Annotated in this window: 4 protein-coding genes; all 4 read left to right on the top strand. The window is 43.6% G+C overall.

The window, feature by feature from the left end; genetic code table 11:
- Positions 1-186: 186 nt before the first annotated feature.
- The 4 genes from ACZ5ZC_RS00900 (at position 187) to ACZ5ZC_RS00885 (ending at position 19,025) form a co-directional block, all read left to right on the top strand.
- Entirely contained in the window at positions 187-10,599 is a 10,413-nt protein-coding gene (locus tag ACZ5ZC_RS00900) for a tandem large repeat (protein ID WP_464931652.1), read from the top strand.
- Positions 10,600-11,366: 767 nt separating this feature from the next.
- A complete protein-coding gene (locus ACZ5ZC_RS00895; protein ID WP_464931651.1) occupies positions 11,367-13,022 on the top strand; it encodes a hypothetical protein in 1,656 nt (551 codons plus the stop codon).
- 23 nt (positions 13,023-13,045) lie between these two features.
- Positions 13,046-14,287, top strand: coding sequence for a hypothetical protein (locus ACZ5ZC_RS00890; RefSeq protein ID WP_464931650.1), 1,242 nt, complete (start codon positions 13,046-13,048; stop codon positions 14,285-14,287).
- A complete protein-coding gene (locus tag ACZ5ZC_RS00885) occupies positions 14,280-19,025 on the top strand; it encodes an OmpA family protein (protein WP_464931649.1) in 4,746 nt (1,581 codons plus the stop codon). Before ACZ5ZC_RS00890 ends, ACZ5ZC_RS00885 begins: the two co-directional genes overlap by 8 nt.
- Positions 19,026-19,085: the final 60 nt, after the last annotated feature.

Genomic DNA, 19,085 nt, shown 5'->3' with positions numbered 1-19,085 from the left:
TTGAGAAAATATTTTACAATAATATAATCTCGGCAAAATATATTTTGCCAAATTACTATGTTCGCTAAAAATACGCTGAAATTAACATTAGGTCTTACGCTTACATCTCTTTTATTGAGTGCATGTGGTGGTGGTGATGGAGGAGACAACACTCCTCCAGCTAGAAGCAAAGGAAGCATTTCCGGTATGGTTTTTGACGCCCCTGTAAATGGCGCAAAGATTGAGGTTTTCGAGTTCAAAAATGGAAACTTAGGCCGGAAGTTGGCTAACACGACGTCTGATGCGTTCGGAAACTATCTGCTAGAGTTTGAATCGTCTTCAATGCCTCTTTTTGTTGTTGCAAAAGAGGGGAGTTATACCGACCCGTTTACGAATGAAACGGTATCAGTGAGCAATGCGAAGACACTTAAATTTGAAGGTGTTGTGAACTTTAAAGAGGGGAGTGAGCAAAAGTTAATGCTTACTCCGCTGTCGAACTTGGCAGCAGGCTTGGCAAAGTACAAAATTTCTCAAGGATCCACAGATGAGAGTGCCTTTTCAACCGCTTTGGATAGTATCAATAGCATGTATGGGTTTGACGTAAATGAGACCAAACCTATTGATATAACCAAAGGTGGGCAAAGCAGTTTTGCTAGTGCTGGGCATCAATACGGCGCTTTATTAACTGCATACTCGTCTTACTCTTACGATCTTATAAAAAAATACGGCAACAGCGATAACGTCTACACTTCAATGCATTTCGCTGACATCCAATATCGGGATGTTATTGCAGATGGTGTTCTTGATGGTCTTGAAGTGAGCCAGACTTCAGGAGCAGTGACTCCCCTCAGCTTTGGACAGAAAAAGATAAATAGCGACATTTATACACGTGATTTATCTCAGCATGTTCTGATCGTGGTAAACGATCCAAGTGTCAATATCTCTGGTACTGATGCCGCAGACTATGTCGACTTTAGTAAGAAGCTTAATGACTTAGGTACATATGGCAGTACTGATGGCGTCATTCCACCGCGAGATGGTACGGATATCGATACAGATGCGCCAATAGTTACTCGTACGGACAGTGATGTACTTGCTGGCACCGATAAAGTTGATCTAAAAATTGTTGATGATATCGGTGTAGAAGACGTATCCGCCTTTATTCAGTATCAGATTAATGGCTCTTGGTCTGGTGAATTTCAATGTAACGACATACAAGATTTTGGAAGCACATTCTGTTCGGTTGAATTTGATGATTTTGAAGTTGGCCTTCGAGAGACCAACGTTAAAGTTAACATTAATACCAAAGAGATCGATAGTGTAGATATGAACCCTGCCACAGGGCTTTCAAACGTAACAGCAGCACGGTTAGTCTTATATACAGCGGATGTACTGGGTAATGAGTTAATTCCAGGCAGCCATTTGGGTCTTCATATCGATTTTGAGTGGGATAACGATGCGCCTGTTATTGATATTACATCGGCGAGTGCAATTAATAATCAACTTAAAGAGTATGTTCTGAAAGGGGTTGTAAAAGAAAGCTCGCAAGAGATTAGTTCGGTCAGTATTTCATTTAAAGATGGCTTACATGAGGACGTCACATGTTCTCCTGTAACTGTAGAATCTGGAAATGCTTGTGAGTTTAGTAAGGCTTACCCAACTGATGAATTCCTATCTACGACGGTCTTTGAGGTTCGAGCGAAGGATAGCAAAGGCAATACGGGCACCGCTCAGCATGCAGTAAGTCGTGACGATCAAGCGCCAGCACAAACGATTACTTATCCTGAAGGTGCGTCAATGACGTACGTAAATGTCGGTTTAGATGGTGAACGAACCACTTACGATGGTATCTACTCTCAAGATACGTATACCCCAGACAATGTTCAAGCAAGCCGCGATTTCCTAAAGATTGACTATGCGTACGCAAGTATAGGGATTCAGAACTCATTAAAAGGGATAGATTTTAGTAACTTCAACGCTAATTTATTGAAAGAGAATAAAATCCCTTATGTTCGTGTGAAAGTATCAGACGTAAATACCGATACGGTTTTAGGCTCCAACGCCAATAAACTTAAGCTCGTCGTCAAGTATTATGTCAGCCAAAATAACGATAACAACTACTCACTTCAGCAAGTTATTGATACAACCGCATCGGATGATGACTACATCGCAAAAATTCCGCACGAAACGCTGTTAGATAGCAATGGGCGAGTAGAGGATGTCATCTATTACATTCCATTTGTAAGAGATATTTTGGGTGACAGCTTTAAATCGGTATCAGAAAACAGTAGTCAGAAGTTAGTCATTCAAACCGTCGATGAGTCTGATAACGAAAGCACTCCAAGAGAAGTATATTTTAGAAGTAGCTTTGATCTGCCAACTATAAAAGTGGTGACACCCTTTATTGGTGCGCGAGCTCAACTTGAAGGGTTGAGTCCAAATGGTGAATTCACTTCACTTGCGAGTTGTACCACTATCCAACAATTGGAAAGTGACCAATCAATGGCTCTTGACGTCGCGAGTTGTGAAACCACAACTGATGTTGTGAATTATGACTTCATGCGTGTTCGTTTAATTGGTATCGAAGGCAGCGAGCCATACTACTATCAATGGAAAAGAGATCCAGGAACCAAAAAAGTAACGGTTGATTTAAACAAGGCCAATATTGGTGTGTACTTTAAGCTCAATGGCTCCCAGACTTACTATATTACTGAACTATCGACATATCAGACTAGCTTGTTTGATTTCCAGTGGGATCAAGTCACTGCCGGAGAGAAAACTTCTGAGCGTGCGATTCAAATTCTTGATGAGGTGCGCTACGCGTTATCAGGCACGAACAACAACTCATTCTTTGGGTTTGATCCAACGGTTGTGCCTTATGCAACGAACGAAATGCTTGCTACTAAAGCGATTCCAGAAAAGCCATCAAACGATTATCTACACCGATTTCTTGTCGAAGCCATCGATAGTATTGCTCAAGGAATGCCGAGAAATAACTCATTAGATTTTGCCTCCGCTATTTACGATGATTTGAGCTTTGATGGAAAAGCGAATGGTATTGGTGTTGGTGGACGTCAGGTTATGCTCGATTCTTATCAATTCGGTTCCGATACTTATCGAAAGGATTTAGCGCAATCGTATTACGAAATCATGGCGAGCAAATACGGTATTGAGACCAATATCGCGCAGCTCTATGCTGATGATATTTCGATGGCTAATCCTAACTTAAATGGTAAGAACATTTTTGATACAGAGGGTAGCAGTATCGATATCTTGCCTCCACAGCCAAAATTAACGATTGAAAGCGGTCGAGAGACGATGGTTGGCAATAAGCTTTATATTGCTGGTGAAGTTGTTTCTAAAATTGTCCTAGACGATCCTTCTGGTATTGTAGAAACTGACGCTTATGGTCCGAAGTTTAGCACGATGTGGTATCAAGCCAGTGAGCCAAACATTGAAATACCGCTGGACATCAACATTGTAGAGAACCCTGGCAACAGCAATGCTTATCGAAAAGAGTACCTCTTTACCCTTAACTCTCAGTCTAGTGAACTAAAAGATATTGTAGAGTTTGCTGTGGAAACCAGTGCCATGGACCCACATGGCAATGCGTATGGTTACGATGGCAAAGCTCCGTTTATAGAAACGGTATTTATTGATAATGATTTCCCTAAAACGAGTTACCTCCCACCTAATGATGTCGATGGTAAACCTGTAGAAGACGGTATTTATTTAAATGCCAAAAATACCCATGAATTGACCTTCAAGGTTGAAGATGTTGTGGGTGACAAGCTTTCTTCAAGAGGTCTTGTTTTCTACCAGCAAACGGGTGAAAAAGTCACATACACACCAGAGGACTTTTCGAATAACTCGAAAGACGCCTTTAAAGTCAAATTATGTACGGGGGAGCTTTGTTCAAATCAAGGCGCGACGATTTACCCGGGTGATGGTGATTGGCTAGTCGTTGCAGCGGCAGAGGATAATTTAGGTAACTCCGTTTCAGAGTTAACTAGCACGGCTCCGAGATTCAATATTCGTATCGACTCTGAAGCTCCTATTGTAAAAAGTGAGCAGGTCCAAAGCCGTTTAGGCGGTAACAACCAATGGACACCTGTTATTGATTGGGGGACGTTAAGCCCCGGCAATAATGTAAAAATAGATCTTCGCCGAGGGTCTGGTCAGGCACTGACATTAGAAAGCTGTGACCCTCTAACAGAGACGTGTGACGTACCATACCTAGTTGGTGAACAACCTGACGTCAAAGTCCAACTGGTTTCAAAAGCATTTGATTACGATGAATGGAATGAATTTTATGTCACTGCGACGGACAACGCTTACCCTGCCAATGTTAGTACAACAGGGAAATTCACATTCCAAGTCGATAACAAAGGCCCAGAAATCATCCTAAATACGCCTTGGGTTGAAGACACATTGTCCAAAGAGAACTATGTTGTCGGGCGTGAGTTCAACGTGCGATTTAAATCCGTAATAGACGATTCAGACATTGAGCAAGTCTCTCTATATCAGAATGGTAAAGATTCGCCAATTAAGACAATTGTGCCAACGGATTCATCTAAAGAGTTTGCAATGTCTCTCATTAAGAGTGACACAGATAAAATAGACATTTCTGAAGATGAAAAAACCACGTCACTGTATGTAAAAGCAACCGATATTTACGGTTTTGAATCTAGTTCTAACACGCGCAAGGTTATTCTTGATCGTGATGGGCCAACATTAGGGTTAAGTGGTTTCAATGCGAATGACTACTACTTAGGAAACTATGTCTTTGACCTAACGGCGCTAGACCTAAATGCAAACGGTGACGTTTCAATTAATGGCGTAAATCGAGAAAGCCTAGAGTATTGGACGTTTAGCGATCTTGAGCCATTACCTGGCTCTCCAGGTAAAAAAATCAATGAAGATCTCAAAGTGAGCCTTGGTGATTTAGGTACGGGTACACACAAGATTCGTTTAAAAGGGTCTGATGTTCGTGGCAACACAACCTTAACCAGTGGTGAGCAAGATTTTACCGTTAAAGTGTACAACTCCATCCCGCAGGTAACGCTAGCGATGAGTTACACGGATGGAACGCCAATTACAAACAACACCATCTATCAAGATGGGAATATCGTACTTACGCTTGATATTGTTGATGATAGTGGCGTTGATCGAATTGACTCAACGTATAGATTTTCTGGAGAGCAAAACGGGACTAACTTTACGTTCTCAGAAACCGCAGATGGCACTTGGACGGCAACGCTGCTTTCTACACAAATTGCCAAAGATGGTAACTATGAACTTGATATAAAGGTTTACAACAAAGTTCGTTACCTTGACGAAAAAGACAGAAAGGTTGGAAAAGTAAACCAAACCTTTAGCGTACAGCGTGAAGGCGTGGTTCTCTCGGTTGCAAGTCCTCTGGACTTCCAAAACTACTTATCTGATGGTGTTCTTGATGTCACCTTTACTACATTGAGTGCGGTCAAAGCCAAAACGTTAGAGTGTTGGGTTCGTGAAGAGTACAACTCTCTAGATGCACCACCAACTAATGAGCAACCAACTTCTGGTGTTATCAACGTATCGCAAGAACCTTACAGTTGTAGTGTCAATGTTGGGCAAAACATGACGAAAGCACCTGTCACTTTGATCACTAAAACCTTGGGTACAAATGGGCGTGAAACGATCAACAAGTTCAATTTTTCGATGGTGGATATTGATGCACCAACAGTCGTTGATGGTAACTCATACAGTTTTAAAGGAAGTGATGTTTGGTTTGATGAAGCTTTGAAGAAGAAGATGCTCACATTTGAGCTCTCTTTCAATGATGCTTTGTCAGGCGTGAATACTGAAAGTTCAGATAAATATCCAAAGCTGGTTCGTAATCTTGGCAACAAAGCTTATACACCAACGACTTGTGCCAAAGGTGTTGGAAATATCAAGTGTACGTACTCTGAATCCTACGCCGATATTATTGATGGTCTGAGTACAACTCAAGAATACAAAATCAAGAACGTATCTGATTTAGCAGGAAACTTGACGCCAGAGCATGATCTACTGCTTGAATTACCTAAAGGTTCGGTAGTCGTTGAAATTACTGATCCGGTTGGAAACACAACCATTAATGGTCAGCAGCTTGTCGCTAAATTCAGAATTAAGTTGTATGAAAACTCTAGGCTAGACAATGTGATGGCCAGATTTGGAACGGAATCCTACAACTATAAAGATAATCCGGAGAAGTTTGCGCAATTGGAAGTGTGTGCAGATGACCCAACCTACAAGTGTTCAACATTTACGAGTGAACTTCCTAGCGATGCTGATGGAAAAACGATCAGGACAATTATTACCGCAACGGATGTGTGGTCGAGAGTCGGTGAAGCGACCGTTGATATTAAAGTTGACAACACACCTCCAAGTGTTGGCGATGAGATTATCGTAACCGAATCGCCAACAAATCCTGATAATGTTCGTTTTCGTTTTGATATAACGGACACTGGTAGCAGCCTCGCAAAAGTAAACTACTCGGTTTTAAACCCGAGTTATCAAGAAGAAAGAGTAGAGGATGGGAATGGTTCATCTACGTACTTTGAACTACCGAAATCTCAGTTAGAGGGGCGTGGTTCAATCACAGTAGACATCAAAGCGACAGATAGCGTCGGACTGTATTCTGATATCAGAAAAGTCATTGATATTAGTGTTCCTAAAGTCACAGTTGATTTCGATGGAATTACGAGTTTGCAGGGTGGGAAACTGTTTTTAACCAAGGCGAGCCAGCCGTTTACGGTATCTACGGTGGAAGGAGAAAGAGTGAAAGCTTCACAATATTCTGTGGAGCTTATTCCAAGCCTCGGTGATTCCTTGCGTTACTCAGGTGATGTTATCTCATCTAGTGGTAATGGAATGATGAACTTTGCCGTCGATAACCAAGGGGTATATACCCTTAAGGTGACGGTGACGGACTCAGTTGGAAGAGAGAATACAAGCTTTGAATTACTAGGCAAAAGTTATGATGGACAAGTTATCGAGTCTATTGTTGATTATGACGTTCCAAGTATTTCTGGCTTAAGTGCTAATCAAATCTCTAAGATACCGACAAACGATAAGTATCAGCTAGAAATTAGTGCATACATTACAGATAAAAATTTAAATCTCGTCACGTCAAAAGCGGTGAGTGGTGGCAGCACTGTGGCTCCTCAAGCGATTACTGAGCCGACAACCGAAGCGGGGCCTTATGTCATAAGCTATTTGTTACCTAAAGGCGATCATACGATCACGGTGGCAGCAACAGACAAGGTGGATAACAAGAGTGAAAGTTCTATTGACGCGCATGTGGAAGCGGCAACCGTTCCCGGGCTAAGTATCTCTACCGCCTCAAGCGCCCCTCTTTTTGGAGGCGAAGAGATTACGCTCGCGTTTAACTTTACAGAAGAAGTTACGAACTTTGATATCTCAGATGTCCATCTTGTCGCTAGTGATAGCGGTGCAACAGGAACGTTAAAACAAGATACTTGGTCGACTTCAGACAATATTACGTGGATGGTTAACTATGTCAGCCCAGAAAAACAAGATAAAAATATCACTATTCAGGTAGAAGACAATAGCTATCAAAGTACCAACACAATTCCTGGAAAAGGAAGCAGCTTAAGTATCGCGGTTGAAGGAACCTTACCAAAACTAACCAATGTGACATTTAACCCCGAGCATCAGAGTGTGGGTCAAAGCGTGAGTGTCTCGCTTGAGTTTGATAAAGAGATCCAAGAGGCGACCGCTACGCTTGGCGGCAATCGCATCAGTTCTCTGTCCGCAACGGCAGATAAAAAGGTCTGGGTTGGTGATGTACAAGTTCCGAGCACCACGCTGTTAAGTGTCGACTTGGTTGTTAGTCAGTTTAAAGATTTGACTGGTAACATAGGGGAGGATAACACCGTTCACGAATTACCTATCACGCCGACCTTAGCTATCACTCCAGTGGGCAGTGTGGATGAAATGCAAGCCGCCACGTTACAATTCGAAGGCACGTCAACACGTTTTGACGGCCAGTCCCTTCGTCTTGAAGTGAAAGCCCAAGGCAGCGCGACGGTATTGAAAAGCAGCAGTGCGACAGTACAAGCCGGTGGCACTTGGACCAGTGACGCAATGGACATGAGTCACCAAACCAACGGCACTTATACCGTGATTGTGACAGGGACGAACTCAGCTGGCATTGAAGTGAGTGAAAGCCAGAGCTTTACATTGGCGCAATCTCTGCCAACGTTGACTAACGTGACGTTTACGCCTGAGCATCAAGCCATCGGCCAAAGCGTGACGGTGACGCTGGAATTCGATAAAGATCTGCAATCCGCAGCGGCGGCGTTAGGTGGTACGACGATCACTTCATTAGTGGCAACATCGGATCCGAGTGTTTGGACTGGTGATGTGGTGGTACCAGGCTCGTCAGAACTCAATGTGGCGTTGCTGGTTCGTGACTACCAAGACTTGTCAGGGAATACAGGTAGCCAGAACACGGCTTACTCCATGCCGATCACGCCGACCTTAGCTATCACTCCAGTGGGCAGTGTGGATGAAATGCAAGCCGCCACGTTACAATTCGAAGGCACGTCGACACGTTTTGACGGCCAGTCCCTGCGCCTTGAAGTGAAAGCCCAAGGCGGCGCGACGGTATTGAAAAGCAGCAGCGCGACAGTACAAGCCGGTGGCACTTGGACCAGTGACGCAATGGACATGAGTCACCAAACCAACGGCACTTATACCGTGATTGTGACGGGGACGAACTCTGCGGGTATTGAAGTGAGTGAAAGCCAGAGCTTTACATTGGCGCAATCTCTGCCAACGTTGACTAACGTGACGTTTACGCCTGAGCACCAAGCCATCGGCCAAAGCGTGACGGTGACGCTGGAATTCGATAAAGATCTGCAATCCGCCGCGGCAGAGTTAGGTGGCACGACGATCACCTCATTAGTGGCAACATCGGATCCGAGTGTTTGGACTGGTGATGTGGTGGTACCAGGCTCGTCAGAACTCAATGTGGCGTTACTGGTTCGTGACTACCAAGACTTGTCAGGAAATACCGGTAGCCAGAACACGGCTTACTCCATGCCGATCACGCCAACCTTAGCTATTACGCCAGTGGGCAATGTGGATGAAACGCATGCCGCCACACTACAATTCGAAGGTACGTCGACACGTTTTGACGGTCAGTCCTTGCGTCTTGAAGTGAAAGCCCAAGGCAGCGCGACGGTATTGAAAAGCAGCAGCGCGACAGTACAAGCCGGTGGCACTTGGACCAGTGACGCAATGGACATGAGTCACCAAACCAACGGCACTTATACCGTGATTGTGACGGGGACGAACTCTGCGGGTATTGAAGTGAGTGAAAGCCAGAGCTTTACATTGGCGCAATCTCTGCCAACGTTGACTAACGTGACGTTTACGCCTGAGCACCAAGCCATCGGCCAAAGCGTGACGGTGACGCTGGAATTCGATAAAGATCTGCAATCCGCCGCGGCAGAGTTAGGTGGTACCACGATCACCTCATTAGTGGCAACCGGGGATCCAAGCGTTTGGACTGGTGATGTGGTGGTACCAAGTACGTCAGAGCTCAATGTGGCGTTGCTTGTTCGTGACTACCAAGACTTATCAGGAAATACCGGTAGCCAGAACACGGCTTACTCCATGCCGATCACGCCGACCTTAGCTATTACGCCGGTGGGCAGTGTGAATGAAATGCAAGCCGCCACGCTACAATTCGAAGGTACGTCGACACGTTTTGACGGCCAGTCCCTGCGCCTTGAAGTGAAAGCACAAGGCAGCGCGACGGTACTAAAAAGCAGCAGTGCAACGGTACAAGCTGGTGGCACTTGGACCAGTGACGCAATGGATATGAGTCACCAAACCAACGGCACTTATACCGTGATTGTGACAGGGACAAACTCAGCGGGCATTGAAGTGAGTGAAAGCCAGAGCTTTACACTCGCGCAGTCTCTGCCAACGCTGACTAATGTGACGTTTACGCCTGAGCATCAAGCCATCGGCCAAAGCGTGACGGTAACGCTGGAATTCGATAAAGATCTGCAATCCGCCGCAGCGGAGTTAGGTGGCACGACGATCACCTCATTAGTGGCAACAGCGGACCCAAGCGTTTGGACTGGTGATGTGGTGGTACCAAGCACGTCAGAGCTCAATGTGGCGTTGCTGGTTCGTGACTACCAAGACTTACCAGGGAATACAGGTAGCCAGAACACGGCTTACTCCATGCCAATCACACCAACAATACATCTAGATGCTATCAACGATGTTGCTGGAGTGGAAAGCGTGACAATAAGTGGTAGCAGTGAACGATTTGAAGATAGTGAGTTCATAGATATCAAAGCAGTCGACGCTGATGGTACAGAAGCCACAGGCATGGCTACCGTGTTTGCAGACTCATGGACAACTGATTTAGATCTTTCAGGACTGAAGGACGGGGTGGTGACGATTTATGTGAATGGTACCAACAAGCTTTCCGCCTCTGCCGAAGAGGCTCAAGCAACATTTAATTATGATCGCTTCGCAAATACAGCCTCCTTAGGTGCTGTCTACAACCGATATTTTAGTGAGAACAAAACTTTAAAAAATGCGGCATAAATAAAGCGAGCGTTTAGCTCGCTTTATTTATTTGGGACTTTTTGTGATATTTATCAAAATAATTGCCTTTATTGATAAGTTACTCGAATTAATGAATCGTCTTAATACAAGGCTGAATAACTATAATAACTAGGCCAATGTTGCTTTTAGGTGTGTATGACGTGATTGTGATGGTCGCTCGGCAGGTGCTGTGGTGAATGTGTCGTGTTGAAAATCTTTTTAAATATTATATATTTACGCTCGTTTCTATACTCTGAGTATAGTGTTCTGCATGAGGTCGATGAGTAATACCTCGCCTCTTTAACTCGCGATGAAGCAAATTTAATCCTAGCAAGCTTCAGAGCAGTTACTTTTGTGAGTGCGTAATGCGCTCACCTTTTTATTTAAACTTCCTCAGTAACAGTCAATTTGTTGTTTGTTGCTGAGGAGGGCATCTCATCAGCTTCTGACTTTCCGAGCGCTTACCTCAAGCTCACGTTATTACGATTTTTGTTAACTTCAGTCCATAAATTAAATTTTTTTAGAGAGTAAGATTTTACCTTTTTGACAAAGTGGGTGATGTTACTGGCTTTTATTGTGGTTAAATCGCATGTTTTGATAGTAAAAATCACCATTTTTTTGGTGTTTTTGATTTCGGGCGATTTTTCTATCTCGTTGAAAATAAATGGCTAAGTAAGTAGGATACGCAGACCAAATCGTACTTGTAAGCCTTATCAGCTTAATTGTCACCGCAGCCATATTGACGATGTTGGTTGTGGAGAATTCAAATGCATTTAGTTTGCAAATTTATACCTAGCTCGAAGCTATCCTCCAACGAGCTATCTCATGTTCTTACACCGGACGAGTGTATAGGACAGCTTTCGCGTTTGCGAAATTCAGATGACATCCTTAGAAACCTCCCTAAAGAATTGGCGCAAAAGATTTCCATCTCTGCCAAAAAAACGACCAGCGCATTGCTAGCTGCTATAAGAATCGAATTGGGAAAAGGCAATTGGGTGTCATTATCTACCGTTGCACGTCGGTCGCCATTGACGGACTCTCAGCTGCAAAGCTTCCCTAGACTTAAATCACTCGTTGACTCTGTATCTGCTTCGAATGAAAGCAAAGCTTTTAAAGCAGGATACAAGCAGGTTACCGACGATGTTGCTTTAGTTCGTAGTTACACGCATGTCCCCTCTGAGCCAAGTCCAGATCAAAAAATCGTTGTCGAGTTTGCAGGGCAGTGGTCTAGCAACGCGGCATGTTTGATGTTGGGAAAAACCGAAGCTCAAAAAGAAAAAGTCACCATAGGCAAAGCTGATACCGAGAACAAACACCGTAGCCTCGCGACATTTAAAGATCTCGAAGCTGAGGGAAAAACGCTCTATATCAAAATCCCTTGCACTGACCAGCCTCAGCCAATTTTGCTTAAACTCGCCGAAGACCTGCAACCCGTTGATAAAGAAACTCAGATGGATGAGTGGGATAATGTGTTGGTGCCGGTGAGACCTTTGGCTTACTTAGATGGCAGCAACGACAAAGCAAAAGCTTCTGACCTGCGTGGTGGTTTCCTTTATGTGTTTTGGAAAGGGAAGCTTTGGCGAGAGATGGCCATAAACGAGAAAGGTTATTACCAAGATGTTGACGTCGAGTATTACCGTACCCTAGAGCAAGAAGAAAAGAAAAAGGACACACCTCAGGTAATACAAAGAAGCGCAAGCGGCTTTGCCATGGCGCATTTCTGGGCTCCTTACAAAATATCGGGTGAAGTCCAACAGGGAGAAAATGGACTCAAGATCATTTTCTCACCAAAGCAAAAGCGCTTTGCTCAAATTGAGGCATTAGAATCGGATGCTGCTTTGCTTGAGAAATCCAGCACACCATTAGATGAATTAAGCAGTTACAGTGACGCACAGTCATTCAGTGCACAAGAATTCACCTCCGATGTAGATAGCGCCGCCATCCACAAAGTTACCGAAGACGACATGCCATGGCTGAGCGACCAACAAGCCATAGTTCGCAGCTATGACCAGAGTAATACCGTGATTGCTTATGTTGACGGAAAAAACAGTGGCCTATTATTCCGGGTGGATGTTGGTACGTCTGGCATCACCGCTTTGAATTCACTCTATGTGATCGATCACAATAGCGACTATAAAGACGTCTTTGATTTAGAGTTTTATGAAGGGGAAGACCACGACTGGCAGCAAGCGTTGTTAAGTGGGCTACCATCGGACGGGGTCTTTACTATGTCCCTAGTACATGACCAAGACCCAGACAGTCGTCACGTACTTTTTGATCGGGTCGCTTACAACGATTTATTTGTTGAACCTGATAGCGCTACTGAACGTTCGCCCGAAGCTCAGCCAAACGATAAGCCTAAAGGTATGACTGCAGCAAAAAAACAACGCTTTGAGTCATTAGTGCTGGATTGGTCGTTGTAACCTAAATAGAAAATGGATTAAGAATGAAAAAGAAAATATTACTCGGCTTGGGTTTGACGACTGTTGTTGTCGCGGGTGTTGGTTACATCATTGCTAAGCCGTATTTTGATGAGAAAGCTCGAATAGAGAGCATGGCAGACCGCCTAGATTTGTACAAAGGTAAAACGGATACTTGGCTTTACCAGTACGATTTTGAAATACCGGATAGCCCAAAGGTTGCAGATTGGAATACTGAAAATGTGACACTCCCTCAGGTCCTGTTTACTATCGAAAACCGAGAAGATAAATCCAAGGTCAGTTACTGGGTATTAAATATTGATGGTACTAACCCTCAATTGCTGATCCCTGAAGGGATATTGCCTCCCCCGCCTAATACTGGGATTGATTATGCTAAATATATGTCACGATCGCCAAACGGCCGCTATCTTGTTGTCCCTCAGAAAGATAGTACCGTGCTGTATGATCTAGATAATGGCGAAATAACTAACATTAGTGAGGAGTCTGGCTCAACTCGTCACGACATCATGTGGGATACAGACAGCACACAAGTTGTTGTGAAAAAAAGAGATGAGCTTCTTCTGGTTAAGCTAGACACCAAAGAGGTAGTGAAATTTACTGATGTAAATGGTTCATACGCACGTTACATGACCTCTTTTGCCAAGCCTTATATGAGCCAGTCAGAGCAAGCGATCTATTTGAGTTTTAATTCGAGTTTGGCGGGGTTTGGCTGTGGGTGGGAGAATGACGAATACCTTGAAACTTTTGGGGAGAGCGATGTACCCAAATGCGGTAATACATTCGTGTTTGATGCAAAAACCTTAAAACTGATCGATCGCGGTGACTTTACTCCGGATAGCTACGATTGTAATGTCTGGGGCGGAAAGTATGGAGATGGTTTTTATTGCCTTGGAGGTGCGGCATACCGCTCGGGAAGGCCCTCTGAAAAAATAGGCGATTTCCCTGCTACAGTGGATTTGTTGGCTTTTAACGGTAGTGATATGTGGTTCGTCCCTGTTCACGGTCGAAACATAACCCGCGTATTACACCAGCCCACCGATAATAGCCCTACTACAGAAATGATATATGGGTTCGTAGGTTTTAGAGATGGAGAACGAGTTAAAAAATCCGCCTATGGCTTTGGCTTTAGCCGTAATGTGATTGAGCATAAAGAAGCGGATAATTGGAGCGAGTCACTCTATCCGCTACCAAGTTATGCTGACATCGAAAAAGCAAGAACCGTTCTAGAGGAGCGTAATCATGGCTAGGGCTAAGATTGAACAGCACTCTCTCTACTTGATGGGACAATTGGTCGGACCAGGCGGGGAGGCCATTACTGGCAACGGGCTCTATCCATTGCCCGGTTTTGCGTTAGCCCTTCCAGAGTTAACAGTTGGTCAAGCTGTGGATGGTAGCAATAGTAAGAATGCGTCACCACTATACTTCAGTGATTCATCAGGTCGGCTACAAGGTTGGAATACCAAGGTTCAATCAGTTAAAGAGCTTGATGGGAATAAGCTTTCTTCTTCACCACTAACGATTTCTAGCACGACAGATAAGCTAAAACCCGTCTATATCCCACCTTACTTAATTCCCGCTGCGGTTATGTCTGAAGATACTGCTTGGACGGAACGCTTAGCAGCCTTGGCCAAGGATGTTGTAAGTTCTAGTGATGAAAGCATTGAAGTTAGCGTAGTAACTAACAGAGATATTGAACAGGACCAAAAGCTAAGCAAAGACCCTGCCGAGAGGCGATTTTTAGCGCCCGAATTAGCCGAGTTTTTTATCCATAAAGCTGAAGCAGCAGAGGCGCAGTTTGGGCAAAATAAAGGCGCGTATAAACGCCTGTATGAAAAAATTTATAGCAAAAACTATAATCATAATTTTTATTATCTGCGTATTCCTCAAGTTTGGACCATCAATTTATTCTTCTCTGCCGACTATTTTGAGGGGGCAGAAGTTACTTTGTCCGGACAACCAGAAAACTTGATCATCCAAGGGGATGCTAAGGATATAGGCAATAAAATCACTAGCCGAGTAAGGCCGGTTACATACTTTGATATTGCTAATCAGGCCAGTGACTCTGACGTTGCAAAGGAAGTAACCCAATATGTCGCCACATTTTGGATAACTGGCGGTCATCTGGATGAGGATGATCAAATCAAGCAATTAGTCCGCTTTGATATAGATTTAGAGGGAATTAAGCGATATTGGGATGCATTACTTAAACCTTCAGATAGCCAGATGGCTCAGGTTGCTAAGTTAAATATCCCAAACAATTGTTACTCATTATCTGAGCAAGTCTTACACCTGCCTATTTATTCAATAGCAGGGCGCAGCATCATCCTTTCTGGTGATCCCATCTCTGTTGAGGAGTCACTGTTCCAACATGCGCCAGAAACATTTAAAGGCTGGCTCGATTGGAGTAAAAATCTCCCCTATACAAGCGAAAACAAACCTGCTACTGGTGTGCAACCGTCGATTAATATTCTAAATTCCATCGGTAACTATAAAGCCGTTATCGAGGCTTCAGCGTCTGGCGTGATGGATCCATTCAGTATGACGACGGTTCATAAAGCATTTAGCGCAGGTTTGAATCGAGAGCAAGCTGAAGATAAGCTCTTAAATGCTTTAAAACTCGCGGTCGGTATTGATGCAAAAGCAAAGGGTTTCTTAGATTTTGCGCAAAAGCTGAAGCCACCGGCTCAAGATACGCTTGGATCTGTTGAAGATTTAGCAAAAGCACTTAACTGGTCAAATCACTTTGGGAGCGCGTTACCGAGCGTTTATACAATTCCACCAGCGTTACAGCATTTTTGGCATAAGGTGGACGATAAGATCGTAACTCCTTTAAAGCCCGCCGTTCGGGCTATTGAATATGCACTTGATAAGCCTTTTGGCTTTGCTGAGTTTGTTTCTAGCGGTCTTGAAATTCCGAAAGGTATCGAGAATTCCGAGGCGGCGTTTAATGCCTATATTGATAAGTCGAAGGAATATGGCCAGAAAACACAATCGGTAATATCAACACTTTTATTGAGCGATGAAAAAGATCGTCAGGCACTGCTTGAGTCTGAAGCGGAACATAAAAAAGCGCTCCTTGAAGCATTCTCTGATAAAAGTGTAAGTCATAAAGTGCTGTTAAATGGTAGGCCGCTGTTAGAGAAAAAACGGGCAAAAGAAGGTGAGGCAAGCTATCTCACGCTGTTTTTTGAATTTGATAGCGCAAATGATGAACTTACCAATTCTGATAAGAAGCTCGTTTCTAAAGTGGCTGAATATCTGCGTAATACAGAATCAGAAATGTTGCTGAACATTGAAGGATATACGTGTGATATTGGCTCGGTGGAATACAACACTAAACTGTCGAAAAAACGTGCTTCGGCGCTGAAATCTTCAATTTTAGAAGATCTTGGCACTGATGCTATTAAGTGGGACCATCGAATATCTGCGCTTGGTAAAGGCGTTTATGCCGATAATGATACGAGTAATAGGCGCTTAAGTCGTCGAGCGGAGATGAAGTTCTACCTCAACTCTGCTTTTGAATATCCTGCTTGTAGAAGTTGGCTGCTAGCTCTGGAGAAAAATCGACAGAAAGCGGTTTTAGCAGAGATGAAAGTCCATGAGGAAATTTGGAAATTTTCCGGCCAAGCCTTTGATATTGCATTAGGCTTTGCTGCGCCAATGCTTGGTCCAGGTGCTGCGTTAGCATATGGGTTGTATTGGTCAGGTGAAACCTTGGTTTCTACTTTGGATGGTGCAGCCAAAATTCTTAATAAAGAATTAGAAGAATACAAAGAGAAGCAGAAACGTTTTTCTGAATTTGATGTGGTAGGACAGGCGTTACTGTATCGCGGTTTACCTGCGTTCGATGAACTGAGTGTTGTTGGCAAGGCATATATAAAACGCGCTATAGCGCTCAATGGGCTGCTGCGATTGCTTCTACTTGAATCTCAAATAAAAGAAGAGAACAAAACAACGAATTACGTTTCGGAATATTACGCGGTTAATCACTTGACGTCTGGGCAAAGAGATCTTGATATTGAAGGCTATATAAAGACCTATCTTTTAAGTGATGAATGGGATTTGGGGGGAACTTGGCTTCCTTCTTTCCACCTTGATGAAGCGTGGCTAGAAACAAAGAATATTTACCGTAGTGCTTCGGAAAGTGTGCTGAGTTTTGCTGCAATGACGAGTTACGTAACATACCGAGCGAAGCAATCTCAGACTGGGATAAAAGCGCTTGAACAATCGCAGGTATATCAAAAATTCTGTCCTATACATACTATTACGGACCCTAGTTTAACTAAGCTTAGATCTTTATTAAAAGCGCCAGATTTATCTAAGCTTGATGACTCCATGTTTGCTGGGCATATGGTTTCCGTAAAAGTCAATGACGAGTGGCTCCCACTCGAAGACAGGGTTAACAGCGGTGAAGCTATTACGCCGACTATGCCAATTAGAGTACTTATTATTCTTGATATGAAGGACGAAACGCTGACCAAGTTCAAAGAAGAAGGTTTGCTTAATCTTGTGCCTGTGGGTGTTAGACCTGTGAGGCAAAATAGGTTCTTTGATGATTTTGGCTCTTACACTACTGAATATGTTCGTGAAATTGCACTGGAATCACTAGTTGAAACTGAGAGGGCGTATTTAACAGAGAAGCAAATGTTAGAGACAGATACGACACTATACGGTGTTGTTGTAAGTCCTACTTATTACTTTGGATGCAACATCATGAGTGGCATCAAGCCTATTGCAGATGACTACGGTAGCAAAGAATGGAAGTCGGTGTTTGGTCAGGTAGATGAACAACACTCAGCGTCTTATGTGATGCGTTACCTTTTAGAAGTTGGTGTGCCTAACGTTGCTAAAACAGAAACAAAGCTAACATATAAAAGAGAGCTCGTATTTAAAACACAAGATGGTGAGGAGCTAACTTCTAGTACGAATAAGGCTTCCATCTTTAATTTAACAATGTCGAAAGAGCATGAATTCTTATATGAGAAAACCTTCTTAGCAAGAGCAGGGAAAAAAGCAGTAGAGTATCCAGAATTATTCTCAGATGCTAAGGCAAACTTGTACATTTATGATGCTAGCGTTAAGAGCCTCATTCCCGGAAGTGAGCACGACGACATAATGGAAGCGCTCGGCTGGACAAAAAAACAGCCATCCTATGATCCTTCGGCTCAAGCCTCCAAGCTGCTACTTATTGTCAGCACTAAATCGGTTGCTAATGTGGAGATAACTCTTGAGCAAGGGGGGTTTGACACTCACCGTTTACCAGTGGATATTCGTTTGAAAGCAAACGACGCAAGAGGTCGCTACAGTTTTGAGCATCAAGATGTTGATCTGTATCCACTAGGAAAGGTCGAAGTGAATCTCGTGAAAAAAGAGGTCTTATTCAAACCTAAGTCGGTTCCGCAAAACTTGACTGACATTTCGAAGCATCTTTCGAGCAATATAAGTAAGCTTGTAGACGACATGGTAGTCAAGGAAGGAGGGATATTCGATTTATCACCAGACTTTGTTGACACTGATCTCTATGCAGTCGAGATTTCACTGAAGTACACTAATGCAACTGGGAAAGAGATGACTGGCTTGCGCCCGTTTATCCCTAGTGAAAACGAAAAGCCATATATCATGCTCGATATCGATGGGAAAGCAGGCTTATCTTTAAACGCTTCATCACAGAAGCTTCCAGTACGAGCTATAAATACAACGGCGCCAACCTTGTTCAACTCACGAGAGATCCACTACAACCCAAAGTGGTATGAGATGAGTAAAAAGGAGTTTAAAGCTATTTCTGAATATACTGCGGGAACGACTGACGATGCTGATTCCAATTTGGCAAATTCAACTCGTAGCAAGATGTCCCACAAAGCTACTCCGTTGAGTGTTTGGATGAATGCAGAGCCTGTAATGAAAGACTACTCTGTCGCTAGGGATCTTCCATTATCTGCGCAACGAGAGCAAATACTTAAAAAGTGGTTACTTGATGGAAAATAAAAAACCGCCTTCGGGCGGTTTTTCTTTTCTTATGACTTCATACTGAATTTAAAATTTTCT

The organism is Vibrio sp. JCM 18905, assembly GCF_055393305.1.
This window is presented reverse-complemented; position numbering and strand designations above follow the sequence as displayed.